This is a genomic window from Xylophilus sp. Leaf220, from assembly GCF_001421705.1.
Taxonomy (GTDB): Bacteria; Pseudomonadota; Gammaproteobacteria; order Burkholderiales; family Burkholderiaceae_C; genus Xylophilus.
On sequence record NZ_LMKO01000028.1, the window covers coordinates 1 to 26,692 of the forward strand.

Sequence of the window (26,692 nt, forward strand, 5' to 3'; positions counted from 1 at the left end):
CCCCACCAACCCCACCCAGATCGGCGACATCTGGCCCGGCTACCTCGCCCCGTACCTCCCCGAATCCGCCTGGCCCGACAGCCTCGCCCTCCTGCCCGCCCCGCCGGCCCCGGGATCGCCCGCCTACGCCGCCGACACCGCCGGCTTCCAGGCGCTTGCCCGGTGGCGCGACACGCCCCGCGGCGCGCTCGCCATCCGCGACGCGGAGTTGCACTTCCCCGCCGCCGCCCAGGCGTTCTCCTGTGCCCTCGGCATTGCGGTGTCGGAGGCCGCCACGCCGCACCTGCACACGCTGCTGCGCCGCACCCTGGCCGACGCGGCCGCGCCCACCTACCGGGCCAAGACCCACTACCGCCGCGCCCGGCCGTTCACCGCGCTGGACATCCCGAGCTGCACGCCGGCCGAAGAAGCGTCGCTGGCGAGGGACGGCTCCTACCCCTCGGGCCATTCGGCGATCGGCTGGGCCTGGGCGCTGGTGCTGACCGAGGTGGCGCCCGACCGCACCGACGCCCTGCTGCAGCGCGGCCGGGCCTACACCCAGAGCCGGGCGATCTGCGGGGTGCACTGGCCGAGCGACGTGGAGGCGGGGCGGCTCGTCGGCGCGGCGGCGGTCGCGCGGCTGCAGTCGAGCCCGGTGTACCGGGCGCAGCGAGAGGCGGCGCGGCAGGAGGTGGCCGCATCCCGGGCCGCCGGCGCCCGCCCGGCGGGAGACTGCGCGGCCGAGGCGGCCGCCATCGCATCGACGGCGTCGATGGCGCCGTGATCGGCGCACCGGCGCGTTGCGCGCGGACCGATCCGTCTGGCGCGATGCGTGCAGCCCACACGGGCGGCATACAGGCACCCCGGTCGATGCGAAAGCGTATACATTCGTTCGACGCAATTTTCGTCCGTACGTAACTTGCATCGTGACAGGTGTCCCGGGCGCCTGGGTGCCGCGCAGCCTCCCCCCCAATCGAATTCCCGCAGCGGTACTGCCGCGAGGGCCGTGCACCCTGCGCCCGGCGCCAGAAAAAGCACACGATGAGCCCACGCAGTTTCTTCTCGGTGTCGCGCCTGGCGGCACCCTATGCACTCTGCGGGACCCTCGCCGTGGCGATGGCCGCATCCGCCGCCGACCCGACCCGCTTCGACATCGCCGGCTACCGGGTCGAAGGCAACACGCTCGTCTCCGGCGCCGCGATCGACCGGGCCGTGGCCCCGCTCACCGGCCCGCAGCGCGCCTTCGGCGACGTGCAGCTGGCGGTCGAGGCGATCGAGCGGGCCTACCGCGACGCGGGCTTCACCGCGGTGAAGGTGTCGGTGCCCGAGCAGGAGCTGGACGACGGCACGGTGACGATCCGCGTCGTCGAGGCGGTGGTGGCCTCGGTCGTCGTCACCGGCCAACAGCATTTCTCCGAAGACAACATCCGCGCCAGCCTCGTCCGGCTGCAGGCCGGGCAGCCGCCGCAGCTGCGGGCGATCTCCGAATCGGTACAACTGGCCAACGACAACCCGGCCAAGCAGGTGTCGGTGTCGCTGGCCGAAGGCGCGGTGCCCGGCACGGTCGATGCCAAGGTGGCGGTCACCGACCACGACCCGCTGCGGCTGATCGCCACGCTCGACAACACCGGCACGGCCGCCACCGGCCGCTGGCGTGCGGGCGTGGCGGTGCAGCATGCCAACCTGTTCGGCCGCGACCATGTGGCAACGCTCGCCTACGCCACCTCGCCCGACAAGCCGTCGGGCCAGGACCTGAGCGTGTACTCGGTCGGCTACCGGGTGCCGCTGTACGCCCTGGGCGACAGCATCGACGCGATCTACGGCCGCTCCAGCGTCAACTCGCCCTCGGGCTCGCCCACGCTGGGCGGCATCCTGGGCTTCACCGGCAAGGGCGAGACCTGGGGCCTGCGCTACAACCATTTCCTGGGCCGCACCGGCGAGAGCACCGCCAAGTTGGTGGTCGGCATCGACCGCAAGCAGATCGATTCGCGCTGCGAGTTGGGCGGCGCCCCGGTGAGCATCGCAGGGCCGACGCCGCCGATCTCCTCCTGCGTGCCCTACACCACCACGCCGCTCAGCCTGACCTACATCGGCCAGCACGACGGCGCCGACCGATCGGCGGCCTACAACCTCGGCCTCGCGCGCAACCTGCCGAGCGGTTCGCGTTTCACCAACCTCGACGGCCGCACCGACCGCTACTCCTACCTGACGCCGGGCAACCGCAGCACCCGCGACACCTTCACCGTGCTGCGCGGCGGCGCCTCCTGGCTGCAGGGCTTCGCGCAGGGCTGGCAGCTGCGGCTGGCGGGCACTGCGCAGCTGACCGACACGCCCCTGGTCGCCAGCGAACAGATCGGCCTGGCAGGCTCCACCGCGGTGCGCGGCTTCGACGAACGGGCAGTCGCGGCCGACAGCGGCGTGGTGCTCAATTCCGAGGTCTACACGCCCGACCTGAGCGGCCTGGCCGGCCTGCCCGGCAACCTGCGCGGCCTCGCCTTCGTCGATGCCGGCCACGGTGCCAACCGGCGCACCGGCGGCAGCCTGCTGCCGGCCCACACCACCGTGGCCAGCACCGGCGTCGGCGCCCGCTACGGCCTCGGTCGCGGTGTCAGCGTGCGACTGGACGTGGCCCGCGTCGCCGACGCCGGCGCCTCGTTCACCGAAAAGCGCGGCGACTGGCGCGCCCACCTGAGCGCGATGCTGGCGTTCTGAAATTCAGGAAGAGACACCTCCCCATGACACCGCATTTCAGAATCCGCATCCTGCCGCTGTGCGTGGCCGCCGCCTGCGCGGGGCCGCTGGCGCCGGCGCTGGCCCAGCCGGCCGCGGGCGCCCTGCCCACCGGCTGGAACATCGTCTCGGGCAGCGCGACGATCTCGCAGAACGGCAACAGGCTCGACGTGCACCAGACCACGCCGCAGGCGCTGGTCAACTTCGCGAACTTCAACGTCGGCGCGGGCGCGGTGGTCGATATCCGGCAGCCGGGCGCCGCCTCGGCGCTGCTGGCGCGCGTCGTCGGCGGCGATCCGTCGCAGATCTACGGGCAGGTCAAGGCCAACGGCGCGCTCTGGCTGGTGAACCCGGCCGGCATCCTGGTGGGCGCCGGTGCGCGGATCGACGTGGGCAGCTTCGTGGCCAGCGCGCTCACCGTGAGCGACCGGGACTTCCTGGCAGGCCGGCTCAACTTCACGCCGGCCGGCACCGACGGCGCGGTACGCAACGCCGGCACGGTGCAGACCGGCAGCGGCGGCAGCATCTACCTGGTGGCGCCCACCGTGGTCAACACCGGCAGCCTGAACGCGCCGCAGGGCGAAGTGATCCTGGCCGCGGGGCAGAACGTGCACCTGGTCGATACCGGCACGCCCGGGGTGACGGTGGCGATCGGCGGCGCGGGCGGCGAGGTCCACAACCTGGGCCGCATCGCGGCCGAGGCGGGCCGCATCGGCCTGGCCGCGGGACTGGTGGCCAACAGCGGCACGATCAGCGCCGACAGCGCGGTGCGCGAAGGCGGCCGCATCTTCCTGCGCGCGTCGCAGGACCTGAGGACCGGCGCCACCTCCGAGATCGGTGCCAGCGGCACCCGGGGCGGCCAGGTGGTGCTGGTGGCCGGCGGCGCCGCCGCCATCGACGGCCGGGTGTCGGCCACCGGCAGCGCGGGCCCGGGCGGTTACGTCGATACCTCGGGGCACGGCTCGCTCGACGTCATGCACGCACCGGTGGTGGGCCGGGGCGGCGAGTGGCATATCGACCCGTACAGCCTGGAGGTGGTGTCCGGCACCGGCAGCAATACGGGCGGCAGCGGCGCGGTCATCGTGTCCAACGGCGAGAACGCGAAAGTCTCGGCCGGCACGATCGCCGCGCAGCTCGACGCTGGCACCAGCGTGACCTTGACGACCGGCACCGGCGGCGCCGCAACCGGCGGGGACATCACCGTGTCGTCGGCGATCGCCAAGACCGGCGGCGGCGATGCCACGCTGACGCTCAACGCCGCCAACAACATCGTGGTCAATGCGCCGATCACCAGCACCGCGGGCACGCTGGGCCTCAACCTCAACAGCAACTACCAGGGCAGCGGAAGCTCCGCCAGCCATGCCGCGACGGTCAATGCCGACATCGACCTCCACGGCGGCGCGCTCGTCGTATCGGAGGGCGGCGGCACCGGCAACGGCACGCTCAACATCGTGGGCGGCACCACCACCCTCGGCAGCGCCACCTCGTCGATCGCCGCGACCACGGTGCGCATCGGCGCCGGTGCGACGGTGCAGGTCGGCAGCGCGCAGAGCATCGCGGGCAGCTGGACCAACGCCGGCACCATCGACGTCCGCGGCGCGGGGGCGCTCACCGTCGGCGGCAGCCTGGTGAACGACGGCACGATCACCACTTCGGGCGCCACGGCCGCGGTGCTGACCGGCTCGGCCGGCACGCCCACCATCACCAACAACGGCACCATCGCCAAGACCACCGGCGAGGTGCAGCAGTACACCGGCATCCGCAACGGCACGACCGGCACGCTGCGGGTGGACCGGGGCACGCTGACGGTAGACCGCTCCACCCTCGGCGGCACCGTGCAGGTGGACAGCGGCAGCACGCTGACGCTCGACACCACCCAGCTCGCCGGCGGCACCGCGTTTGCGGGCGACGGCACCATGCGGTGGAGCGGCCGCACGACCCTGCTGGGCGACGTGGACATCGCCGCGGCGGCGCCCACGCTGACGTTCGACGCGGACCGCAACCAGCCCGCCTTCGTCGACGGTGCCGGCCGCAGCCTCACCACCCGCAACGCGGTGAACATCGACGGCACGGTGGTGGTCGGTACCGGCCTGGCCTGGAACAACGCCGGCACGGTCACGGTGGGCGGCCTGCAGCCCCGGGGCGTAATGAGCTTCAACCTCGACACCGCGTTCCACAACCGGGCCGGCGGCACGCTGCAGGTCTACGACGGATCGCGGCTCGAACCCTCCACCGGCACCACCATCACCAACGCGTCGGGCGCCACGATGCGCATCGCGTCGAACGGCACCACCAGCGCGTTCAGCAGCGGCACCCAGGGCCGTGTGCTCAACAGCGGCAGCTTCGTGAAGACGGGGTCCGGCAGCGTCACCGCGCCTGTGCGCAACCTGGCGGGCGGCAGCATCCGGGTCGAGCAAGGCGCGCTGAACATCGACTTCTCCGCCGCCAATCCCAATGCCGGCGCCATCGTGATCGACTCCGGCGCCACGCTGCAGAGCGGCGGCCAGGCGCTCTACAACAGCGGATCGATCGCCGGCACCGGCACCGTCTCGCTGGCCGGTGCGAACGACGCCACGCTCTACAACAACGGCACGGTGGCACCGGGCGCATCCGACGGCACCGGCACGCTGGCGGTGCAGGGCAGCTACACACAGGGCCCGAACGGCACGCTGCGGATCCGCCTGGGCAGCGGCGGCTCCGACGCGCTCGACATCGACGGCACGGCGCGGCTGGCCGGCACGCTGCGGCTCTCGACCCTCGATGGCGGCCTGCCGGCGAACGGCGCCACAGGCGACTTCGTGGTGGCGCGCGGCACCGGCAGCAGCGGCACCTTCGCCCAGGTCGTGGCGCCGCCGGTGGTGGCGGACGGCCGCACCGGAACGCTCTCGGTGGTCTACCCGGCCAGCGGCGCCACGGTCGCCCGCGTCATCGCATCGAACGTGCCGACGCCGGCGCCGGTGCCCCCGCCCCCGCCTCCGGCCCCTGCTCCGACGCCAGCGCCCGAGCCGGCACCGGCACCAGAGCCGACTCCCGCGCCGTCGCCGTCGCCGTCGCCGTCGCCGTCGCCGTCGCCTGCGCCTGCGCCTACGCCTGCACCTGCTCCGACGCCTGTCCCGACGCCAGCCCCGGCGCCAGTACCCATTCCGGCTCCCGCGCCATCCCCGACGGCTCCTATTCCACCGGCACCGGTACCGACACCTACGCCCCCTCAGACGCCTTCCCCCACGCCCACGCCCACGCCCACGCCGGTACCGGCACCGACACCTGCGCCAACTCCAGCGCCAACGCCATCACCGACACCAGCCCCCTCGGCCAGCATCTGCGCCGTCGCGCCCAACGCCGCCCAGTGCCAGGTGCTCTCGCCACCCGCGGCGGCCGAGGCGGTGCGGCCGGTACAGCAGGCGACGAACGCCGTGATCAAGGCCATCGCGAACACGGCAACGCCGGCCGGCTCGGGCAGCGACAAGAGCACCGATCCCAAGGAGACGATCAGCCTCGCGGCGGTGACCAAGGCGAAAGAGGCCCCCGGGCCCAAGATGTACTGCAACTAGGAACGCCCACCCATGAATTCCTTCCTCCGCCGGCTCCTGCCGGTACCGGCCTGGGCGGCACTGGCCTGCGCATGCGCCGCGCAGGCCCAGCCCGTCGGCACGGTCACCCAGCTGTCGGGCGTGCTGGTGGCGCGCAGCGCCGAAGGCACCACCCGGCTGCTGGCCGCCGACTCGCAGATCCGCCAGGGCGACACCCTCACCACCGAAGGCACCACCTATGCGCAACTGCGGTTCAGCGACGGCGCGGAAGCCGTCCTGCAGCCGCAGACCGCGCTGGCGGTGACGCACTACGCCTACGACGCCGCCCGGCCGCAGGCCGACCGAATCGAACTGGGCCTGGCCCGGGGCGGCCTGCGCAGCGTGCCCGGCGCCGTGGGCCGCCGCAACCCGGCCGCCACCCTGATCAAGACCCCCCAGGGCGACCTGCAGGGCGCCGCCACCCTCGTCGTATCGGTAGAGCCATGAACAGCGCCGCATCCCTGACCTTCGCCGGTGCGGCCCTGCTGGGTTGCCTGCTTACGGCACCGGCCGCCGCCCAGGGCGTTACGCCACCGGCCACCAGGGCCCCCGGGCTGTATGTGCAGGTCGTCGACGGGCTGGTCCATGTGACAAACCCGGCCGGGGCGCAGAACTTCACCAGCGGCCAGTTCAGCTACACGCCCAGCGCCACGCAAGCGCCGGCGCTGTTTCCCACCAACCCCGGCATCCAGTTCACGCCGCCTCCTTCGTTCGCTGGCGTGGCGGGCGCTTCCACTCCCGGGTCCGCCGCTGGCGCGGGCGGCAAGAGCAACGCGGTCGACTGCGAAGTGCGCTGAGGCGCCGCGCCGCGCCGCCGCGGCATCCGGCAGGGCTGGACGGGTGGCGGGGCAGCGGTTGCGTGACACCGGCACCCGGTCCTTCAGCGGAGCGAAGGGCCGCTGCGGGTACGGCCCGCGGTCTGCGCGCTACCGCCGGTCGGCTGCTCCTGCGCGTGCGGTACCGATGGCACGCCACCCGTCGCCCGCGCGGCCATGCCTGCCAGACAATGCAGGGCTGCTCGGCGATTCCCCACAAGACGGCCCATGACGACCTCCCCAGATTTACAACCGGATCATTCTGCCGAAGCTGCTGTTTCGGCGGCCTCCGAGAAACCCCAGGCCACCGAATACCTCGAACGTCTCTACGCCCGCCCCGGCTTCCTGCTGCGGCGTGCCCACCAGATCTCCGCCTCGGTATTCGAGGACAGCTGCCGCGACGTCGGCCTGACCCCCGCCCAGTACGGCGCGATGACCGTGTTGCATGCACAACCCGGACTCGACCAGTCGAGCCTGTCCCGCGCCCTCGGGTTCGACAAGGTCACCGTGCTGCGGGTGCTGCGGGTGCTGGAGAACCGCGGCCTGGTGCAGCGCAGCCCGGCGCCCGACAACCGCCGCAGCCTGCACCTGGCCCTGACCGACCCCGGCCGGGCGTTGCTCGCCGATGCACGGCCCCTGGCCGAACAGGCCTACCAGCGGCTGATGGATCCGCTGAACCAGAAGCAGCGGCTGCAATTCATGGACCTGCTGCGCCAACTCACGCAGGGCCTGGAGCGGCATGCCCGCGCGCCGCTGGTACGAGCCGGAGTGGCCGCAGCGGGCGAGAAGGACTGATCCGGGCCGGACGGCGAAGGCCGCGCCGCTTGGCCCAAGCCGCGCAGGCGGTTGGCGTCGCACCCGCGATTGCTATTCTTTCCATAGCATCCAGCCGGCGCGCATCGCCGGCATCAGGCACTTTTCCTTCAGGAATCGATGCCCCAGCGGGCCAGGGCCGCATCGTCGCTGCTGCGGGCATCCACCCAGCGGCCACCGCCCGGCGTCTGCTCCTTCTTCCAGAACGGCGCCCGGGTCTTCAGGTAGTCCATCAGGAATTCGCAGGCCTGGAACGATTCGCCCCGGTGCGCCGAGGCGACGGCCACCAGCACGATCTGCGCGCCCGGGACCAGCAGCCCCACCCGGTGGATCACCCGCGCCCCGCGGATGTCGAAGCGGGCATGCGCCGCGTCGACCATCGCCTCGATCGACTTCTCGGTCATGCCGGGGTAGTGCTCGAGTTCCATCGAGGCCACCTCGTCGCCTGCGTTGCGGCTGCGCACCGTGCCGACGAAACTGCAGACCGCGCCGACACCGCGGTCGCCCTCGCGCAGGGCCGCCACTTCGGCGGAGAGATCGAAATCGGCGGTCTGGATCGAGACGCGGGGCGCGTTGCGTGGGGACGTCATGCGGCGGATTGTGGCACCGGCGCCCCCTCCGCCTGCCTAGAATGCCGAATGCCCCGCCACCTGCCACCGTACCGCACCGCTGCCCTCGCAGCGGCGCCGGTGCCGATGCAGGCGGCAGGCAAAACCCACAAACCCAGGCTCATCTGACCGGAGCTGCGGTTCCGTCCTCGGATGAGCGATGGAACCGCCACACCCCTGTCTGGTGCCGCGCCCCGCGGCCGGCTTTCTCCCTCGCACGCATCCGTTGGCGGTCGTCCATCGGTCTTGTTTTCGACAAGGATGCCAGCGTGCCGACCCTTCCTGTTCCCACCCTCACCGCCCTTCCCGCTTCTGCCACCCCCGCAGGCTTCGCCGGGTTGTGGATTCCCCTCGTCACCCCGTTCGCGGCCGACGGCACGGTAGACCACGCCGCGCTGCATGCCCTGGTGCTGCGGCTGAAGCCCGCCGGCATCGCCGGCTACGTCGCCTGCGGATCGACCGGCGAGGCCGCCGCGCTCGACCACGACGAGCAGTTGGCCGTCCTCGACACCGTGCTGCAGGCAGCCGGTCGGTTGCCGGTGGTGATGGGTGTCTCGGGCTACCACCTGGGCCAGATGCAGCGCTGGATCGCGACGCTGTGTGGCCGGCCGATCGCCGGCCTGCTGGTGCCGCCGCCCTCCTATGTGCGCCCGGCGCAGGCCGGACTGCTGCACTGGTTCCGCACCCTGGCCGACACCGCCACCGTGCCGCTGGTGCTCTACGACATCCCCTACCGCACCGGCGCCGTGCTGGCGGCCGACACCCTGCTGGCCCTGGCCGCGCATCCCAACATCCGCGCTATCAAGGATTGCGGCGGTGATCCGCAGAAGACCGCCGCGCTCATCGCCGACGGCCGGCTGCAGGTGCTGGCCGGCGAGGATGCGCAGATCTTCGGCAGCGTGGCGCTGGGCGCCGCCGGTGCCATCGCCGCCAGCGCCCACTGGCAGACCGAGCGCTTCTCCGCCTTGCTGCGCCTGCTGGCAGGGCAGCGCCTGGCCGAGGCGCGCATCCTGTGGCACGGCCTGTTGCCGGGCATCTCGGCGCTGACGGCCGAGCCGAACCCGGCGCCGTTGAAGGCATTGCTGGCCCAGCAGGGGTTGCTGGAGAACGTGCTGCGGTCGCCGATGATGGCGGCATCAGAGGCGCTGGAGCAGCGGCTGGCTGCGCTGGCCTCCAGCGACTGACCGGGTCGCCGCACGGCAGGGCGCGGCGGCCGATCAACCGCCGGTGACCGGCGGAAAGAACGCGACCTCGGCCCCGTCGCGCAAGGGTGCCGATTCGTCGCTCAGCACCTGGTCGATGGCGACGCGCACCGCCCGTTCGTGCGACAGGCTCTCGGCCCAGGCGCCGCCGCGTGCGATCAGCTCGTCGCGCAGTTCACCGGCAGTGGCGGCATCGGTGTCGAGCAGCTCGGTGCCGGTGCCGACGGCCTCGCGTACCGAGGCGAAGAAGCGCAGCGTGACCTTGCTCATGAAAAACCTCCGTGCTGACGCACCACGGTGCGCGCTTGCGTGAAGCGGTCCGGCGCCGCGCTCATGCCATCAACTCCGAGAACGGCAGGAAGCGCACCGTGTCGCCGTGCGCGATCGCGGTGCCGGCCGGGTTGTCGACCAGGCCGTCGCCCCAGACCATCGAGGTGAGCACGCCCGAGCCCTGGTGGCCGAACAGCTCCAGCCCGCCGGCAGGGTTGCGCGCCACGCGCAGGAACTCGCGCCGGTGCTCGGCCTTGCCCCAGTCGAAATGCGCCGGCATCGGCAGCGGCGTGGGGGCCAGCTGCGTCGCGCCCTGCAGCTTGAGCAGGAAGGGCCGCACCAGCATCAGGAAGGTGACGAAGCTCGACACCGGATTGCCCGGCAGGCCGATGAAATGCGCCTTGCCGACGCGGCCGTACGCGAAGGGCTTGCCGGGCTTGATCGCCATCTGCCACAGCGTGAGCGTGCCGAGCGACTGCACCGCGGGCTTCACATGGTCCTCTTCGCCGACCGAGACGCCGCCGCTGGTCAGCACCAGGTCGTGCGCCTCGGCCGCGCCGCGCAGGGCCTGCACCGTGGCGTCGAAGTCGTCGGGCACGATGCCCAGGTCGGTCACCTCGCAGCCGGCGCGCAGCAGCAGGGCGCGCAGCAGAAAGCGGTTGGAGTTGTAGATTGCGCCGGGCGGCATCCGGTCGGCCGGCACGTCGCCGGGCATCACCAACTCGTCGCCGGTCGAGAACAGCGCCACCCGCGGCTTGCGTGCCACGGTCAGGCTGGCGCAGCCGATGCTGGCCGCCAGGCCCTGCGCGGCCGGGTCGAGCCGCGTGCCGCGCGGCAGCACCACCGCGCCGCGGGCGACGTCCTCGCCGGCGCGGCGGATCGCCAGGCCGGCGGCGGGCGATACCCCGATCCGCACCGCGTCGCCGCCCGCGGCGCCCTCGGCCGCGGGCATTGCGGTGCAATTCTCCTGCATCACCACCGCGTCGGCGCCGGGCGGCACCGGGGCGCCGGTGAAGATGCGCGCGGCGGTGCCGGGCAGCAGCGGCTGCGGCACCTGGCCGGCGGCGATGCGCTGGGAGACCGGCAGCACGGCACCGGGCCGGGCGGTGTCTGCGGTGCGCACCGCATAGCCGTCCATCGCGCTGTTGTCGTGCGGCGGCACCTGCAGGGCGGAGACCAGGTCGGCGGCCAGCACCCGGCGGTCGGCGTCGAAGGTGGAGACGCTTTCGGTCTCTGACAGGGGCTGGGCGTAGGAGAGCAGTTCGGCCAGCGCGTCGTCGAGCGTGGTGAGCGCCTTGCGGGGCGCGCCGCGCACCAGCGGCGCGGCGGGGGATGGGGGGGTGGCGGTCATGCGGGTATTTTCGGCGCATCCGCACCGCGCTAGCGCTGCAAGGGGTAAGCGAAGCGGGCCGCGTGTGCCAGCAGCCAGTCGCCGACGGCGGCAGCGTCGTTCAGGTCGAGCAGCGGCAGCACGGTGGGCTCGGGCAGGGCCTGGGGCCGGTCGGTGGCGATGGCGCAGATGGCGGCGTCCTGCGGATAGCGCGCCGGGTGGCCGGCGAAGTCGGCGGTCGGCGCGCGCCAGATCTCGATCTTGGGCAGGTCGCTGCCGCGGAAGCCCTCGACCAGCACCCAATCGACCGTAGCGTCGATCTCGGCGATCAGGGCATGCACCTCGGGCTCCTGCGGCACCGCGAATTCGCGCATCAGCGCCAGGCGCACGTCGGACGCCACCAGCACCTCGCAGGCGCCGGCCTTGCGGTGGCGCCAGCTGTCCTTGCCCTCGTGGTCGATGTCGAAGCGGTGGTGCGCATGCTTGACCACCGCCACCCGCAGGCCGCGTGCCACCAGGTGGGCGATCAGCGGTTCGAGCAGCGTGGTCTTGCCGGAGCCCGAATAGCCGGCGAAGCCGACCACGTTCACCGAATGCTCCTTAATCGATAGCAAGAGGCCGGCTCTGGACGCCGGCCAGCGCACGATTCGACTCGAAAAACGGTCGCCCGCGGCTCAGGCACAGTGCTGGGCGATGTAGGCCTGCACGGCGGCCACGTCGGCCGGCAGCGGCACGACGCGCTTGGCCAGCGACTCGATGCCGTCGAACTGCTTCGGCCGCTCCGGTTCCTGGCCCAGGGCTTCGACGATGGTGGCGGCGAACTTGATCGGCAACGCCGTCTCCAGCACCACCATCGGCACGCCGGGCTGCAGTTGCTCGCGCGCGACCTTCAGCGCGTCGGCGGTGTGCGGATCGACCATCGTCGCGAAGCGCTTCCAGGTGTCCTGGATGGTCGCGATCCGGTCGGCATGGGTGCTGCGGCCGCTGGCGAAACCGTACTTGCCGGAGGCATCGGCGAAGGAAGCGTGCGCGTGCAGTTCGAACCTGCCGTGGGCGTTCAACTCGTCCGAGAACAGCCGCTTCACCTCGGCACCGTCGCGGGCCAGCAGGTCGAACACGAAACGCTCGAAGTTGCTCGCCTTGCTGATGTCCATCGACGGGCTGGAGGTCTCGTGCGTGTCCTGGCTGCCGCGCACCCGGTAGACACCGGTGCGGAAGAACTCGTCGAGCACGTCGTTCTCGTTGGTGGCCACCACCAGCCGTGCGATCGGCAGGCCCATCATGCGTGCGACGTGGCCGGCGCAGACGTTGCCGAAGTTGCCCGACGGCACTGCGAAGCTGACCTTCTGGTCGTTGCTGCGGCTGGCCTGGAAGTAACCGGCGAAGTAGTACACCACCTGCGCCAGCAGCCGCGCCCAGTTGATCGAATTGACGGTGCCGATCCGGTACTTGCGCTTGAACTCCAGGTCGTTGCTCACCGCCTTGACGATGTCCTGGCAGTCGTCGAACACGCCCGTGATCGCGAGGTTGTGGATGTTGGCGTCCTGCAGGCTGAACATCTGGGCCTGCTGGAACGGGCTCATCCGGCCCTGCGGCGAGGTCATGAAGACGCGCACGCCCTGCTTGCCCTTCATCGCGTACTCGGCCGCGCTGCCGGTGTCGCCGCTGGTGGCGCCCAGGATGTTCAGCTCTTCGCCGCGGCGGCCCAGTTCGTACTCGAACAGGTTGCCCAGCAGCTGCATCGCCATGTCCTTGAAGGCGAGCGTGGGGCCGTTGGAGAGGGCCTCCAGGTACACGCCGTCTTCCAGTTCGCGCAGCGGCACGATCTCCTTCGTGCCGAAGACCGCCTGCGTGTAGGTCTTCTCGCAGATCGCCTTCAGGTCGGCGGCGGGAACGTCGTCGATGTAGAGCGACAGGATCTCGAACGCCAGCGCGGCGTAGCCCCGCGTGTCGTACACCGTGCGCCATTGCGCGAGGGTGGCGGCATCGGCCTGCGGATAGTGCTCGGGCAGATACAGCCCGCCGTCGGGCGCCAGGCCTTCCAGCAGGATGTCGGAGAAACGCTTGCGCTCGGGGTGGCCGCGGGTGGAGAGGTAGTTCATGCGAGAGGACGGATCAATGCAACGTCAGGAAAGTAGGTCTGGATGCGTTTGCTGTCGCGTGTGAGCAAAGCCCATCCCCGCACGTTGGCGTGTGCACCGATGAAAAAGTCGGGAAGCGTCGCTGCGCGCTGGCCGCCCGCATTGCGGTAGCGGGCGTGGGCCTGCGCCGCCTGAAAGGCCGTGTCCGGGTCGATGGGATCGATGCCGATGCGTGCTTCCTGCAGGAAATTCGCCAGGTCGGTCTGGCTCTCGAAGTCACGGGCGATTTCGGCGTAGACGATCGCGTTGATGAAAAGCGGACCGTCCGATGCGGCTTGCAGCAAATGCTCTTCGCTCCAACCATACCAATCGGACGTGCCCTCGATCAGATCGATCAGCACGTTGGCATCGACCAGGGTCATCGCATCGCATCCTCGCCGCGGGTGAATCGCATGATCTCCTCGGTCGACTGCTTCAGCAATCCGGTACCCCGCCATTTCCGCAGGGCCGCCCGGATGTCTTCCACATCGCGCTTCTCGGGCACGACCGCCGTCATGCGCACGCTGCCATCGGGCAGCGCCTCGTATTCGACTTCCTGGCCCGGCGTGACCTTCAGGTGCTGGCGAATCGCTTTCGGAATCGTGACCTGGCTTTTGACGGTGAGTGCGTAACCCAAAAAAGGACTCCCGGAAAAGTAATACCTTGAATTGTATTACCACCTCGCGAGTGGCTTCAAGCCAGTTCTTCCTTGCGGATCCGCACGATCGGCGCCAGCACCGTCGGCAGCGCCTGCATCTGGGCAATCACGCCGTCGACCGTGCCTTCGCGGGTGTCGTGGGTCAGGATGATCACGTCGGTCTGGGTGGCGCCCTCGCCGGCGACCTCGTCGGCTTCGCGCTGCAGCACCGCGTCGATGCTGATGCCGGCCTCGGCCAGCAGGCCGGTGACCTTGGCCAGCACGCCGGCCTGGTCGGCGACGCGCAGGCGCAGGTAGTAGCTGGTGACGGTCTCGGCCATCGGCAGCACCGGCAGGTCGCCGCCGTTGGAGAGGACGGTGTCGGGCTGGAAGGCCAGGTGCGGCACCCGGTGGCCGGGGTCGGCGGTGTGCAGGCGGGCGATGTCGACCAGGTCGGCGATCACCGCGCTGGCGGTCGGCTCGCTGCCGGCGCCCTTGCCGTAGTAGAGCGTGGTGCCGACGGCGTCGCCCTGCACCATCACCGCGTTCATCGCGCCCTCGACGTTGGCGATCAGGCGCTTCGACGGCACCAGGCTCGGGTGCACCCGCAGTTCGATGCCGCTGACCTCGCCCGAGGTCGCTCCCGTGCCACCGCGGCGCTTGGCGATGCCGAGGAGCTTGATCCGGTAGCCGAGCTGCTCGGCGTAGCGGATGTCCTGCGCGCCGAGCTTGGTGATGCCCTCGACGTACGCCTTGTCGAACTGCACCGGGATGCCGAAGGCGATGGCCGACATCAGCGTGGCCTTGTGCGCGGCATCGACGCCCTCGATGTCGAAGGTCGGATCGGCCTCGGCATAGCCCAGGCGCTGAGCCTCCTTGAGCACCACGTCGAAATCGAGACCCTTGTCGCGCATCTCGGACAGGATGAAGTTGGTGGTGCCGTTGATGATGCCGGCCAGCCACTGGATGCTGTTGGCGGTGAGGCCTTCGCGCAGCGCCTTGATGATCGGGATGCCGCCGGCGACGGCCGCCTCGAAGGCCACCATCACGCCCTGCTTGTGCGCGGCCTCGAAGATCTCGGTGCCGTGCACCGCCAGCAGCGCCTTGTTGGCGGTGACGACGTGCTTGCCGGCGGCGATCGCCTCCAGCACCAGCTCGCGCGCCAGCGTGTAGCCGCCGATCAGCTCGACGACGATGTCGATCTCGGGGTTGCGGATGATGTCGCGCGGGTCCTCGACCACCAGCGCCGCATCGCCGACGATCTCGCGGGCCTTGGCCCGGTCGCGCCGGGAGACGGCCACGATCTCGATGCCGCGGCCGGCCCGGCGCTTGATCTCTTCCTGGTTGCGCCGCAGCACTTCGAACACGCCGGTGCCGACGGTGCCGATGCCCAGCACGCCTACTTGAATCGGTTTCATATCTCTCTCGGGGAACGCTGCAAATACGGGATGCGGCGCCGCGCAGGCGACGCCACGGGAATGGGGCCTTCGCCCGCCGCTCAGGCGTGGCGCTTGCGGTAGCTCTCGAGGAACTTGGCGATGCGGCCGATGGCCTCGCGCAGGTCGTCCTCGTGCGGCAGGAACACGATCCGGAAATGGTCGGTGTCGGGCCAGTTGAAGCCGGTGCCCTGCACCAGCATCACCCGGGTCTCCTGCAGCAGCTCCAGGAAGAACTGGCGGTCGTCCGTGATGGGATAGACGGCCGGGTCGAGCTTCGGGAACATGTAGAGCGCCGCCTGCGGCTTGACGCAGCTCACGCCGGGGATCGCGGTGATCAGCTCGTAGGCCAGGTCGCGCTGGCGGCGCAGCCGGCCGCCAGGGCCGACCAGGTCGTTGATGCTCTGGTAGCCGCCGAGCGCGGTCTGGATCGCCCACTGGCCCGGCACGTTGGCGCAGAGCCGCATGTTCGAGAGCATGTTGAGGCCCTCGATGTAGTCGCGCGCCGCCTTCTTGTCGCCCGACACCACCAGCCAGCCGGCCCGGTAGCCGCAGGAGCGGTAGCTCTTCGAGAGCGAGTTGAAGGTGAGCGTCAGCACGTCTTCCGACAGGCTGGCGATGGCGGTGTGCTGCACGCCGTCGTAGAGCACCTTGTCGTAGACCTCGTCGGCGAACAGCACCAGGCCGTGCTGGCGGGCGATGTCGACCAGGCTGCGCAGCAGTTCGGTGGAATAGAGCGCGCCGGTCGGGTTGTTCGGGTTGATCACCACGATACCCTTGGTGCGCGGCGTGATCTTGGCGCGGATGTCGTCCAGGTCGGGCATCCAGCCGTCGGCCTCGTCGCAGCGGTAGTGCACCGGCGTGCCGCCCGACAGGCTGGTGGAAGCGGTCCACAGCGGGTAGTCGGGCATCGGCAGCAGCAGCTCGTCGCCGTCGTTGAGCAGCGCGTTGGTGGCCATCGCGATCAGCTCGGAGGCGCCGTTGCCCAGGTAGATGTCGTCGAGCGTCACGCCCGCGATGCCCTGCTCCTGGGTGTAGTGCATCACCGCCTTGCGCGCCGCGAAGATGCCCTTGCTGTCGGAATAACCCGCCGAGTTGGGCAGGTTGCGGATCATGTCCTGCTGCACTTCCTCCGGCGCATCGAAGCCGAACACCGCCAGGTTGCCGATGTTGAGCTTGATGATCTTCTGGCCCTCTTCCTCCATCTGCTTGGCGCGGTCCATGATGGGGCCGCGGATGTCGTAGAGGACGTTGGCGAGCTTGGCGGATTTCTGGATGGCCTTCAAGGTTCCTCCGGAGGGCGGGCAGCAGCAGGGAAACCTATAATTGAACCACAGTTTGCCTTGTGCAAAGCCGCGCCTCTGCGGTGCCTGCCGGCCCGTGCGGCCGCGCCGGCGCCCTCTTTTTCCTGACTCCCCATCCCCCTGCCCCGCCATGAAACTCCAGCCCGACAAGTTCGACGCGCCCTCCATCAGCGGCCACGGCCCGGGCTGGATCGGGCTCGGACCCGAGCGGATCACCTCCAGCGTGATCCTGGGCTCGCGCGGCGAACGGATCGACTGGCCGTGCGCCCGCTTCGAGGACCTGACGGCCGCGCACTTCGAGACGCTGGCGGGGCTGGATGCCGAACTGATCATCTTCGGCAGCGGCATGCGCAACCGGTTTCCGCCGACCGCCTGGCTGCGGCCGCTGATCGCCCGGCAGATTGGGCTGGAGACGATGGATACGGCCGCCGCCTGCCGTACCTACAACATCCTGGCGGGCGAAGGCCGGCACGTGCTGGCCGCGTTGCTGCTGGAACCCCTGACGGACATGCGTGCTTCGGGCGGCTGATACGCGACGCAAATCCGCGAAGTGTTAAAATCCGCGGTTGCAGTTGGGGCCATCAAGGACGATAGCATCGTTTTTCCCCGGCTTTCAACGACCACATCCTGGCACAGGGAAATAGAAGATATATGGCGATCGTTGTCAACAAGCCCATTCCCGAATTCGAAGCGAACGCCACGAACGGAATCAAAGTCTCCAACACGTCGCACCTCGGCCACGTGATGGTTTTGTACTTTTACCCCAAGGACAATACCCCGGGTTGCACCACCGAAGCGATGCAGTTCCGCGATCGGTACAAGGATTTCGTGAAGGCCGGCGCCACGCTGTTCGGCGTGTCGCGCGACAACATGAAGTCGCACGACGAATTCAAGGCCACGCTGGAGCTGCCTTTCGAACTGATCGCGGACACCGAAGAGAAAATGTGCCACATGTTCGGCGTGGTCAAGAACAAGATCATGTACGGCAAGAAGGTCAAGGGCATCGAGCGCAGCACCTTCCTGATCGGTGCCGACGGCCTGCTGGCCGCGGAATGGCGCGGCCTGAAGGTGCCGGGCCATGTCGACGAGGTGCTGGCCGCCGTCAAGGAAATCACCCGCAAGGCCGCCTGAGGCGCCTGCCGGATGCGGCGGCGGGCCGACACGGGGGTCATGCATAATGATCCGATGCTGTTGGGCCTCGTGCTGCACCCCTCCTTCCAAAGCCGTCTGGTGTTCCAGACGGCTTTTTCGTTTGTCGCCCCGCTTTCCGACCGTCGCCCGGGCCTGCCTCGCCGGCAACCGCCGGTGCGGCGCCCCTCCCGTTGACTCCTTCCACGCGAGCTGAACGCCCCATGCCCCTGCCTCCCGCTCCCACGAAACGCGCCGCCATCCTCCCCGCCGAAGCCTACGACGCCCGGGAGTCGGCCACCACGCCCCCGGCCCGCCGCGCATCGCCCGGCCGCCGCACCGCTCCCGACGCGGCGGCGCCGGCGGCACGCGCCACCCGCCTGCAGGCCGCGCCGATCACCCGCCAGACCCTGGAACGCTCGGACGACCAAGCGCCGAACGTGCCGGACGCGCTGGTCGCCGCCGGCCCGGCGACCGCATCGCTGCTGACCGCCAACCCGAGCGGCCGCCGCGCCGCAGCGCCCGGCGCCGCGCCGCAAGTGCCGGCCGCGCCTGTCGAGGCGAAGGCATCGCCGGCTCCGGCCGCCCGCGGCCGTGCACGCCCCGCCGCTCCACCTGCGCCCACGCCGGCCCCGGTGGCTGCACCGGCCGAGGCCGCTCCGGTGGCCGCCGCCGCGCCGGTACAGGCCTCCCCAGGAGCCCGCGGCCGCAAGGCGCGGACCGCTGGCGCGTCGAAGCTCTTCGTGCTCGACACCAACGTGCTGCTGCACGATCCGACCTCGCTGTTCCGCTTCGAGGAACACGACATCTTCCTGCCGATGATCGTGCTGGAAGAACTGGACGGCCACAAGAAGGGCATGACCGAGGTCGCCCGCAACGGCCGCCAGGCCAGCCGCACGCTCGACGCCCTGGCCGCCGCCCGCGGCGCCGACATCGCCAAGGGCCTCAAGCTCGACACCACCGGCCATCGTGGCGCCGGTGGCAGCCTGTTCTTCCAGACAGAGACGCTCGACTACACCCTGCCGACCAGCCTGCCCCAGGGCAAGGCCGACAACCAGATCCTCGGTGTGGTGGAGGCGCTGCGCACCCGCTACGCGCCGCGCGAGGTGGTGCTGGTGTCGAAGGACATCAACATGCGGGTCAAGGCCCGCGCACTCGGCCTGGACGCTGAGGACTACCAGAACGACAAGGTGCTGGAAGACGGCGACCTGCTCTACTCCGGCGCGCTGGCGCTGCCGGCCGACTTCTGGGAGAAGAACGGCAAGAGCGTCGAGAGCTGGCAGAACGCCGGCAGCACCTATTACCGGATCGCCGGGCCGGTGGTGCCGAGCCTGATGGTCAACCAGTTCGCCTACTTCGAGGCACCGGGCGAGCAGAGCCTCTACGCCCGCGTCACCGAGATCCGCGAGAAGACCGCGGTGCTGCAGACGCTCAAGGACTACGGCTCGGCCAAGAACGCGGTCTGGGGCGTCAACACCCGCAACCGCGAGCAGAACTTCGCGATGAACCTGCTGATGGACCCGGAGGTCGACTTCGTCACCCTCACCGGCACCGCCGGCACCGGCAAGACGCTGATGGCCCTGGCCGCCGGCCTGACCCAGGTGCTGGACGACCGCCGCTACACCGAGATCATCATGACCCGCGCCACGGTGAGCGTAGGCGAGGACATCGGCTTCCTGCCCGGCACCGAAGAGGAGAAGATGGGCCCCTGGATGGGCGCGCTCGACGACAACCTGGAGTTCCTGGCCAAGGGCGACGGCGGCAACGCCGGCGAATGGGGCCGCGCGGCCACCAACGAGCTGATCCGCTCGCGCATCAAGATCAAGAGCCTGAATTTCATGCGCGGCCGCACCTTCCTCAACAAGTACGTGATCATCGACGAGGCCCAGAACCTCACGCCCAAGCAGATGAAGACGCTGGTCACCCGGGCCGGCCCGGGCACCAAGATCATCTGCATGGGCAACCTGGCGCAGATCGACACGCCCTACCTCACCGAAGGCTCGTCGGGCCTGACCTTCGCGGTCGACCGGTTCAAGGGCTGGCCGCACGGCGGCCACATCACCCTGGCCCGCGGCGAGCGCTCGCGCCTGGCCGACTTCGCGAGCGAAGTGCTGTGACGACCGGCGCCGCCGCAGGAGCAGGTGCATGGCACTAGGCTGGATGACCGCGCTGAAACTGGTGCCCTGGGGCGACGTGATCGAGGCGACGCCCAAGATCGTCAAAGGGGCCAAGAAGCTGTTCACCTCCACCCGCGAGGCCGCCAGGCCCGCGGGCGCGGCGGTCCCGGTGCCGGCCACCGCCGCCGACCCGAAGGCCGTCGCCGCGCTCGCGCATGCGCTGCAGGCCCAGGTGGCGACGCTCGAGAAGGAGCAGCGCGACTCGGCCGAGCTGATCGCCTCGCTCGCCGAGCAGAACGCCCAGATCGTGACCGTGGTCGACGGCCTGCAGAAGCGGGTGCGGCTGCTGAGCGGCGCCTGCCTGGTGCTAGTAGCCAGCGTGGGGATGCTGGTAGTCTGGGCCGCGCAGCGCTAGGCAGGCCGCACCGACGATTTGCTACAAGATCAATAGCTAAAGGCCGGCGCCGCTCAACGGCTACCGGCCTTTTTCATGTTCGAAACGGCTAGAAATCGCCGGATCCGGTCGCCAGGCTCTCGAAGCGGGTCAGCGGCTTCAGGAAGGCCAGCTTCACCGTGCCGGTGGGGCCGTTGCGCTGCTTGCCGATGATCACCTCGGCCACGCCCGGCTCCTTGCTGTCCTTGTTGTAGTAGTCGTCGCGGTAGATGAACATGATGATGTCGGCGTCCTGCTCGATCGCGCCCGACTCGCGCAGGTCCGACATCATCGGCCGCTTGTCGGTGCGCTGCTCCACCGAGCGGTTGAGCTGCGACAGGGCGATCACCGGGCACTGCAGCTCCTTGGCCAGCATCTTGAGACCCCGCGAGATCTCGCCCAGCTCGGTCGCGCGGTTGTCGCTGCCGCTGGAGCTCGACCCGCTCATCAGCTGCAAATAGTCGACCACGATCAGGCCGAGCTTGCCACACTGGCGTGCCAGGCGCCGGGCGTTGGCGCGCAGCTCGCTGGGCGTCAGGCCGGGCGTCTCGTCGATGTGCAAGGACACGGTGCGCAGCCGCTCGATCGCCTCGGTCAGCCGGGGCCATTCGTCGTCGCTGAGCTTGCCGGTGCGCAGGTGGCCCTGGTCGATCCGGCCGATCGAGCCGACGATCCGCACCGCGAGCTGGGAGGCGCCCATTTCCATCGAGAACACCGCCACCGGCAGGCCCTCGTTGAGCGCCACGTGCTCGGCGATGTTCACCGCGAACGCCGTCTTGCCCATCGACGGACGCGCCGCCAGCACCACCATGTCGCCGGCCTGCAGGCCCGAGGTCATCCGGTCGAGGTCGATGAAGCCGGTGGGCACGCCGGTGATGTCGTTGGGGTTGTCGGCCATCTCCTGGACCCGGTCGAGCAGCTCGACCACCAGGGTGTCCATGCTCTGGAAGCCCTGCTTCATCCGCGAGCCTTCCTCGCCGATGTTGAAGATCTTCTGCTCCGCCTCGTCCAGGATCTTGGCGACCGGCCGGCCCTGGGGATTGAAGGCGTTGGTGGCGATCTCGTCGCTGGCGGTCACCAGCTTGCGCAGGATGCCGCGCTCCCGCACGATCTCGGCGTAGCGCCGGATGTTGGCGGCGCTGGGCACGTACTGCGCCAGCTGGTTCAGGTAGACCAGCCCGCCCATCTCCTCGGCCTTGCCCTGGCTCTGCAGGTGTTCGAAGACGGTGATCACGTCGGCCGGCTTCGAGGCGTTGATCAGCGCGCCGATGGCGCCGTAGATCAGCTTGTGCTCGTAGCGGTAGAAGTTGTCGTCCTTCAGCAGGTCGCCGACCCGGTCCCAGGCACCGTTGTCGAGCAGCAGGCCGCCCAGCACGCTGGACTCGGCCTCGATGGAATGCGGCGGAATGCGCAGCTGCGCCACCTCGCGGTCGGCAGAAGACGGCGCGTCCGACGGGTCGAACGGAGGAAAGGTCGAAGTGGCGGGCATGGGGTTCTCGGGAAGCCTTCCATCCTAAGCCGCAAACGGGTGCGGACCTGTGGACAAGGCTGGGGGCAAACGGTGGACGCGCCGTGGATTCGCGGTAGGCAGCGCGGGACAACTTTTCGGACATGCCGCGCCGCGCCCCAAAAGCAAAAGCCGCCCGAAGGCGGCCTTTGCAGGGGCGGGCAGGAAACGCTTACGCGGTCTCGCCGTAGACGGTGACCGTGATCTCGACGGTGACGTCGGTGTGCAGCTGCACGCTGACGGTGCTGTCGCCGATGGTCTTGATCGGGCCGTTCGGCAGGCGGACCTGCGACTTCGCGACCTTGTAGCCGTTCTTGCCGAGTTCTTCGGCGATGTCGGCATTGGTGACCGAGCCGAACAGACGACCGTCGACGCCGGCCTTCTGGGTCAGCTTGACCGTGGTACCGGAGAGCTTCTCGCCCTGGGCTTCGGATTCGGCCAGCTTCGCAGCGGCAGCCTTTTCCAGTTCGGCGCGCTTGGCTTCGAATTCGGCCTTGGCCTTTTCGGTGGCACGGCGTGCGCGGCCTTGCGGGATCAGGAAGTTGCGGGCGTAGCCGTCCTTGACCTTGACGATTTCGCCGAGGTTGCCGAGGTTCACGACCTTGTCGAGCAGGATGATTTGCATGACAGGGGCTCCTTAGTTGGTCTTGTGCTGGTCGCTGTACGGGACCATCGCCAGGAAGCGCGCGCGCTTGATGGCAGTGTTGAGCTGACGCTGGTAGATCGCGCGGGTGCCGGTGAGGCGGGCGGGGATGATCTTGCCGTTCTCGCCGATGAAGTCACGCAGCGTGTCGACATCCTTGTAGTCGATCTCTTCGACGCCGGCGACGGTGAAGCGGCAGAAGCGCTTGCGCTTGAACAGCAGGGATTGGGTGTTGCGCTTCGGGCGCTTGTCTTTGTTGAATTTCTTGAACGTGGCCATGATGGGACCTCTCAAAAATTAATCTGGCTGGAATTCCTGGATGTGCAGGACGAGCTGTTTGCCGTTGCGCGGCGTGGCGAGAAAACCGGTGAACCGCCAGCCACTGCCGACGGCCTGCCGTACCAGCCGCTCTGCCACCGAACCGAACGCCACCGCCTTCACGGAGGCCCGCACATCCCGCAACTGACCTGCCTCGGTGACCTTCGACTCGTGTTCGAGTCGCAGATCCAGGGCGGGCAGCCCGGCGGGGGTGTAGCGGATGGCGTTTGATTCGACGATGCAGGCGGTCAGGACGACCTGGTTACCCACTCCGCGCGAACGAGGACCGTTTAACGGTCGCGGTCGCCGCGCTCCTGGCGCTCGCCACCCCGGTCGCCGCGGTCACCACCACGGTCGCCCCGGTCGCCGCCGCGGTCACCGCGTTCGCCGGAAGCGGCGAATTCGGCTTGCTGCGCCTTGCGGGCTTCTTCGCGCTCGACGGTCTTCATCATCGACGACGGGCCCGTGTCGGCCTGCTTGCGGACCACGGTCAGGTGGCGCAGCACCGCATCGTTGAACTTGAAGGCATGCTCCAGCTCGGCCATCACCGACTGGTCGGCTTCGATGTTGATGCACAGGTAGTGCGCCTTGGCCAGCTTGTTGATGAGGTAGGCCAGTTGGCGGCGACCCCAGTCTTCCACGCGGTGCACCTTGCCACCGCCAGCGGTGATCATGCCCTTGTAGCGCTCCAGCATGGCCGGAACTTGTTCGCTCTGATCCGGGTGGATGAGCAGGATGATTTCGTAATGACGCATAGACTCTCCTTGTGGCTGAACCGCCCTGCCTGTCGGCTGATGGCGGCCTTGAGAAACAGTCGTCCGCTGCGTCGGTAGCGGTACGACAAGGCAAAGCCGGCAATTATAGCCCGCCTTTTCGCCTAAATGCCACCCCTTGCAATCGGTACCCCTGGCAACCATGTGCCCATGGCGACGATGCCCGGCGCCATCCTGCCGACGGCACCCGTCTCTTGAAATCCTCGAAAGCGCCTGCATGTGGCGCGCGTGTCCACCCGAAACACTTCCGAAACGATGACCGACAACACCGCATCTCCTCCGAACGTGCCCGAAGACGCCAGCCCCGAAGAAGTCGAGGCCGCGATGCACGCCCACGCATCCGACGCGCTCGCGTCGGCCCAGGCCGAGCTGGCCGCCTTGCAGGCCAAGAGCGCCGACCTGGCCGACCAGTACCTGCGCGCCAAGGCCGACGCCGAGAACGCCCGCCGCCGCGCCGAGGAAGAAATCGCCAAGGCCCGCAAGTTCGGCGTCGAGAGCTTCGCCGAAAGCCTGCTGCCGGTGGCCGACAGCCTGGAGGCCGGCCTGTCGGTGAAGGAAGCCACCCCCGAGCAGCTGCGCGAAGGCGCAGAAGCCACGCTGCGCCAGCTGACCGCCGCGCTCGAGCGCAACAAGGTGATCGCGATCCAGCCCGAGGCCGGCACCAGGTTCGACCCGCACCTGCACCAGGCCATCAGCATGGTGCCGTCGGAGCAGGAGGCCAACACCGTGGTCTCGGTGCTGCAGAAGGGCTACTCCATCGCCGAGCGCACGCTGCGCCCCGCGCTGGTGGTTGTCGCCGCGCCTAAGTAACCCTTTTTCCAGTGGATGCCGTGAGGGCGGCACTGCGCAATTCGTAGGCATCGGCCTCTTGAACTGCGCGAAGTTATCCACAACTCGACGACAAGCAAACTTTTTCAGATCAGGAGAAATTCTCATGGGCAAGATCATCGGTATCGACCTCGGCACCACCAACTCGTGCGTGGCCATCATGGAAGGCAACACCACCAAGGTCATCGAGAACTCGGAAGGCGCACGCACCACGCCGTCGATCATCGCGTACCAGGAAGGTGGCGAGATCCTCGTCGGCGCCTCCGCCAAGCGCCAGGCCGTCACCAACCCGCGCAACACGCTCTACGCCGTCAAGCGTCTGATCGGCCGCAAGTTCGAAGAGAAGGAAGTGCAGAAGGACATCGACCTGATGCCCTATGCCATTGCCAAGGCCGACAACGGCGACGCCTGGGTGGAAGTGCGCGGCCAGAAGCTCGCGCCGCCGCAGGTCAGCGCCGAAGTGCTGCGCAAGATGAAGAAGACCGCCGAGGACTACCTGGGCGAAGCCGTGACCGAGGCGGTGATCACCGTGCCCGCGTACTTCAACGACGCCCAGCGCCAGGCCACCAAGGACGCCGGCCGCATCGCCGGCCTGGATGTGAAGCGCATCATCAACGAGCCGACGGCCGCGGCGCTAGCCTTCGGCCTCGACAAGCAGGAAAAGGGCGACCGCAAGATCGCCGTGTACGACCTGGGCGGCGGAACCTTCGACGTGTCGATCATCGAGATCGCCGACGTCGACGGCGAGAAGCAGTTCGAGGTGCTCTCCACCAACGGCGACACCTTCCTGGGCGGCGAAGACTTCGACCAGCGCATCATCGACTACATCATCGCCGAGTTCAAGAAGGAGCAAGGCGTCGACCTGGGCAAGGACGTGCTGGCCCTGCAGCGCCTGAAGGAAGCGGCCGAGAAGGCCAAGATCGAGCTGTCGTCGTCGGCCGCGACCGACGTCAACCTGCCCTACATCACGGCAGACGCCACCGGGCCGAAGCACCTCAACATCAAGCTGACCCGCGCCAAGCTGGAAAGCCTGGTCGACGAGCTGATTGAGCGCACGATGGCCCCTTGCCGCATGGCGATCAAGGACGCCGGCATCAGCGTCTCCGACATCAACGACGTGATCCTGGTCGGCGGCATGAGCCGCATGCCCAAGGTGCAGGAGAAGGTCAAGGAGTTCTTCGGCAAGGAGCCGCGCCGTGACGTGAACCCCGACGAGGCCGTGGCCGTGGGCGCCGCGATCCAGGGCCAGGTTCTGTCGGGCGACCGCAAGGACGTGCTGCTGCTCGACGTGACCCCGCTGTCGCTCGGCATCGAGACGATGGGCGGCGTGATGACCAAGATGATCACGAAGAACACCACGATCCCGACGAAGTTCGCGCAGACCTTCTCGACCGCGGAAGACAACCAGCCGGCCGTGACGATCAAGGTGTTCCAGGGCGAGCGCGAGCTGGCCTCGGGCAACAAGGCGCTCGGCGAGTTCAACCTCGAAGGTATCCCGCCGGCCGCCCGCGGCACGCCGCAGATCGAGGTGTCGTTCGACATCGACGCCAACGGCATCCTGCACGTCGGCGCGAAGGACAAGGCCACCGGCAAGGAAAACAAGATCACCATCAAGGCCAACTCGGGCATCTCCGAGGAGGAAATCCAGAAGATGGTGAAGGACGCCGAGCTGAACGCCGCCGAGGACAAGAAGAAGGTCGAGCTGGTCCAGGCCCGCAACCAGGCAGAAGCCAGCCTGCACAGCGTGAAGAAGTCGCTGGGCGAGCACGGCGACAAGCTCGAAGCCGGCGAGAAGGAGAAGATCGAGGCCGCCTCCAAGGAGCTGGAAGAAGCGCTCAAGGGCGAGGACAAGGCCGCGATCGACGAGAAGAGCGCGGCGCTGATGGCCGCCAGCCAGAAGCTGGGCGAGAAGATGTACGCCGACGCGCAGGCCGCTGCGGGCGGCGGCGCACCGGGTGCCGACCAGCAGCCGCAACAACAGGCTTCCGCCGCGCCGGCCGACGACAACGTGGTCGACGCCGAAGTCAAGGAAGTCAAGAAGGGCTGAGCGCGCTGCGCCCACCCTCTGCGCCGCGCAGCGCCCCGCAAGGGGCGGCGCGGCGCTCCCGCTCCAGGTAACCGGGTTTCCACCA

General features: G+C 69.3%; 26 protein-coding genes and 1 pseudogene. 13 read left to right on the forward strand and 14 right to left on the reverse strand.

Features of this window, described 5'->3' with window-relative positions; genetic code table 11:
* The 6 genes from ASE76_RS19220 to ASE76_RS19245 form a co-directional block, all read left to right on the forward strand.
* On the forward strand, positions 1–763 hold a 763-nt coding region (locus ASE76_RS19220; protein WP_055843348.1), incomplete at its 5' end, for a phosphatase PAP2 family protein.
* A 257-nt stretch (positions 764–1,020) separates the two neighbouring features.
* Positions 1,021–2,691, forward strand: coding sequence for a ShlB/FhaC/HecB family hemolysin secretion/activation protein (locus ASE76_RS19225; protein WP_055843350.1), 1,671 nt, complete (start codon positions 1,021–1,023; stop codon positions 2,689–2,691).
* Between the two features lie 23 nt (positions 2,692–2,714).
* Positions 2,715–6,260 (forward strand): filamentous hemagglutinin N-terminal domain-containing protein, encoded by a 3,546-nt coding sequence (locus tag ASE76_RS19230; protein ID WP_055843351.1) that lies wholly within the window; start codon positions 2,715–2,717, stop codon positions 6,258–6,260.
* A 12-nt stretch (positions 6,261–6,272) separates the two neighbouring features.
* Entirely contained in the window at positions 6,273–6,725 is a 453-nt protein-coding gene (locus tag ASE76_RS19235) for a FecR domain-containing protein (protein WP_055843353.1), read from the forward strand.
* The gene (locus ASE76_RS19240; protein WP_055843354.1) at positions 6,722–7,075 is read left to right on the forward strand and encodes a hypothetical protein; all 354 of its coding nucleotides are present in this window, start codon (positions 6,722–6,724) and stop codon (positions 7,073–7,075) included. Before ASE76_RS19235 ends, ASE76_RS19240 begins: the two co-directional genes overlap by 4 nt.
* A 246-nt stretch (positions 7,076–7,321) precedes the next feature.
* Positions 7,322–7,888, forward strand: a complete 567-nt coding sequence (locus ASE76_RS19245) for a MarR family winged helix-turn-helix transcriptional regulator (protein WP_082448749.1) — start codon at positions 7,322–7,324, stop codon at positions 7,886–7,888.
* A 128-nt stretch (positions 7,889–8,016) separates the two neighbouring features.
* On the opposite strand, the gene moaE is transcribed toward ASE76_RS19245, so the two are convergent.
* Positions 8,017–8,496, reverse strand: a complete 480-nt coding sequence (gene moaE / locus ASE76_RS19250) for a molybdopterin synthase catalytic subunit MoaE (RefSeq protein ID WP_055843356.1) — start codon at positions 8,494–8,496, stop codon at positions 8,017–8,019.
* A 287-nt stretch (positions 8,497–8,783) separates the two neighbouring features.
* Here moaE and dapA point away from each other — a divergent pair, with 287 nt between their 5' ends.
* Positions 8,784–9,698, forward strand: coding sequence for a 4-hydroxy-tetrahydrodipicolinate synthase (dapA, locus tag ASE76_RS19255; RefSeq protein ID WP_055843358.1), 915 nt, complete (start codon positions 8,784–8,786; stop codon positions 9,696–9,698).
* Between the two features lie 33 nt (positions 9,699–9,731).
* Here the strand turns inward: dapA and moaD are convergent, their stop codons facing one another.
* The 8 genes from moaD to ASE76_RS19295 all read right to left on the reverse strand — a co-directional run bounded on the left by moaD (position 9,732) and on the right by ASE76_RS19295 (position 16,795).
* Complete coding sequence (gene moaD / locus ASE76_RS19260) at positions 9,732–9,986, reverse strand: molybdopterin converting factor subunit 1 (RefSeq protein ID WP_055843359.1); 255 nt, start codon at positions 9,984–9,986, stop codon at positions 9,732–9,734.
* 61 nt (positions 9,987–10,047) lie between these two features.
* Positions 10,048–11,337 (reverse strand): gephyrin-like molybdotransferase Glp, encoded by a 1,290-nt coding sequence (gene glp, locus ASE76_RS19265; protein WP_055843361.1) that lies wholly within the window; start codon positions 11,335–11,337, stop codon positions 10,048–10,050.
* A gap of 29 nt (positions 11,338–11,366) precedes the next feature.
* Positions 11,367–11,906, reverse strand: a complete 540-nt coding sequence (gene mobB / locus ASE76_RS19270; RefSeq protein ID WP_055843364.1) for a molybdopterin-guanine dinucleotide biosynthesis protein B — start codon at positions 11,904–11,906, stop codon at positions 11,367–11,369.
* 84 nt (positions 11,907–11,990) lie between these two features.
* Positions 11,991–13,418 (reverse strand): threonine synthase, encoded by a 1,428-nt coding sequence (thrC, locus tag ASE76_RS19275; protein WP_055843366.1) that lies wholly within the window; start codon positions 13,416–13,418, stop codon positions 11,991–11,993.
* Complete coding sequence (locus ASE76_RS19280; RefSeq protein ID WP_055843368.1) at positions 13,415–13,819, reverse strand: type II toxin-antitoxin system VapC family toxin; 405 nt, start codon at positions 13,817–13,819, stop codon at positions 13,415–13,417. Before ASE76_RS19280 ends, thrC begins: the two co-directional genes overlap by 4 nt.
* Positions 13,816–14,073: an AbrB/MazE/SpoVT family DNA-binding domain-containing protein gene (locus ASE76_RS19285; RefSeq protein ID WP_055843370.1), complete on the reverse strand. Its 258-nt coding sequence runs from the start codon at positions 14,071–14,073 to the stop codon at positions 13,816–13,818. The genes ASE76_RS19280 and ASE76_RS19285 overlap by 4 nt, the downstream gene beginning before the upstream one ends.
* A gap of 56 nt (positions 14,074–14,129) precedes the next feature.
* Positions 14,130–15,491 carry a homoserine dehydrogenase gene (locus tag ASE76_RS19290; RefSeq protein ID WP_055843372.1) on the reverse strand — a complete coding sequence of 454 codons (1,362 nt, stop codon included), beginning with the start codon at positions 15,489–15,491 and terminating at the stop codon, positions 14,130–14,132.
* 80 nt (positions 15,492–15,571) lie between these two features.
* Entirely contained in the window at positions 15,572–16,795 is a 1,224-nt protein-coding gene (locus ASE76_RS19295) for a pyridoxal phosphate-dependent aminotransferase (protein ID WP_055843374.1), read from the reverse strand.
* 148 nt (positions 16,796–16,943) lie between these two features.
* Here ASE76_RS19295 and ASE76_RS19300 point away from each other — a divergent pair, with 148 nt between their 5' ends.
* The 4 genes from ASE76_RS19300 (at position 16,944) to ASE76_RS19315 (ending at position 20,473) form a co-directional block, all read left to right on the forward strand.
* Positions 16,944–17,342: an Mth938-like domain-containing protein gene (locus ASE76_RS19300; protein ID WP_055843375.1), complete on the forward strand. Its 399-nt coding sequence runs from the start codon at positions 16,944–16,946 to the stop codon at positions 17,340–17,342.
* Between the two features lie 122 nt (positions 17,343–17,464).
* Positions 17,465–17,944: a peroxiredoxin gene (locus ASE76_RS19305; RefSeq protein ID WP_055843377.1), complete on the forward strand. Its 480-nt coding sequence runs from the start codon at positions 17,465–17,467 to the stop codon at positions 17,942–17,944.
* 221 nt (positions 17,945–18,165) lie between these two features.
* Positions 18,166–20,058: a PhoH family protein gene (locus tag ASE76_RS19310; protein WP_055843380.1), complete on the forward strand. Its 1,893-nt coding sequence runs from the start codon at positions 18,166–18,168 to the stop codon at positions 20,056–20,058.
* Between the two features lie 28 nt (positions 20,059–20,086).
* Positions 20,087–20,473 (forward strand): hypothetical protein, encoded by a 387-nt coding sequence (locus tag ASE76_RS19315; protein ID WP_055843382.1) that lies wholly within the window; start codon positions 20,087–20,089, stop codon positions 20,471–20,473.
* 88 nt (positions 20,474–20,561) lie between these two features.
* Here the strand turns inward: ASE76_RS19315 and dnaB are convergent, their stop codons facing one another.
* The 5 genes and pseudogenes from dnaB to rpsF all read right to left on the reverse strand — a co-directional run.
* Positions 20,562–21,980, reverse strand: a complete 1,419-nt coding sequence (dnaB, locus tag ASE76_RS19320) for a replicative DNA helicase (protein ID WP_055843384.1) — start codon at positions 21,978–21,980, stop codon at positions 20,562–20,564.
* A 190-nt stretch (positions 21,981–22,170) separates the two neighbouring features.
* Positions 22,171–22,623 (reverse strand): 50S ribosomal protein L9, encoded by a 453-nt coding sequence (gene rplI, locus ASE76_RS19325; protein ID WP_055843386.1) that lies wholly within the window; start codon positions 22,621–22,623, stop codon positions 22,171–22,173.
* Positions 22,624–22,635: 12 nt separating this feature from the next.
* Positions 22,636–22,920, reverse strand: coding sequence for a 30S ribosomal protein S18 (gene rpsR / locus ASE76_RS19330; protein WP_055843387.1), 285 nt, complete (start codon positions 22,918–22,920; stop codon positions 22,636–22,638).
* Between the two features lie 18 nt (positions 22,921–22,938).
* Entirely contained in the window at positions 22,939–23,229 is a 291-nt protein-coding gene (gene priB, locus ASE76_RS19335) for a primosomal replication protein N (protein ID WP_055843389.1), read from the reverse strand.
* Positions 23,230–23,339: 110 nt separating this feature from the next.
* Positions 23,340–23,714 (reverse strand): annotated as a pseudogene (gene rpsF / locus ASE76_RS19340) (30S ribosomal protein S6); the annotation flags it as partial.
* Between the two features lie 273 nt (positions 23,715–23,987).
* Between rpsF and grpE the strand changes: the two are divergent.
* Together grpE and dnaK are read left to right on the forward strand one after the other, a co-directional pair.
* Entirely contained in the window at positions 23,988–24,542 is a 555-nt protein-coding gene (gene grpE / locus ASE76_RS19345) for a nucleotide exchange factor GrpE (protein WP_055843392.1), read from the forward strand.
* Between the two features lie 124 nt (positions 24,543–24,666).
* Positions 24,667–26,607: a molecular chaperone DnaK gene (gene dnaK / locus ASE76_RS19350; protein WP_055843393.1), complete on the forward strand. Its 1,941-nt coding sequence runs from the start codon at positions 24,667–24,669 to the stop codon at positions 26,605–26,607.
* Positions 26,608–26,692 lie beyond the last annotated feature (85 nt).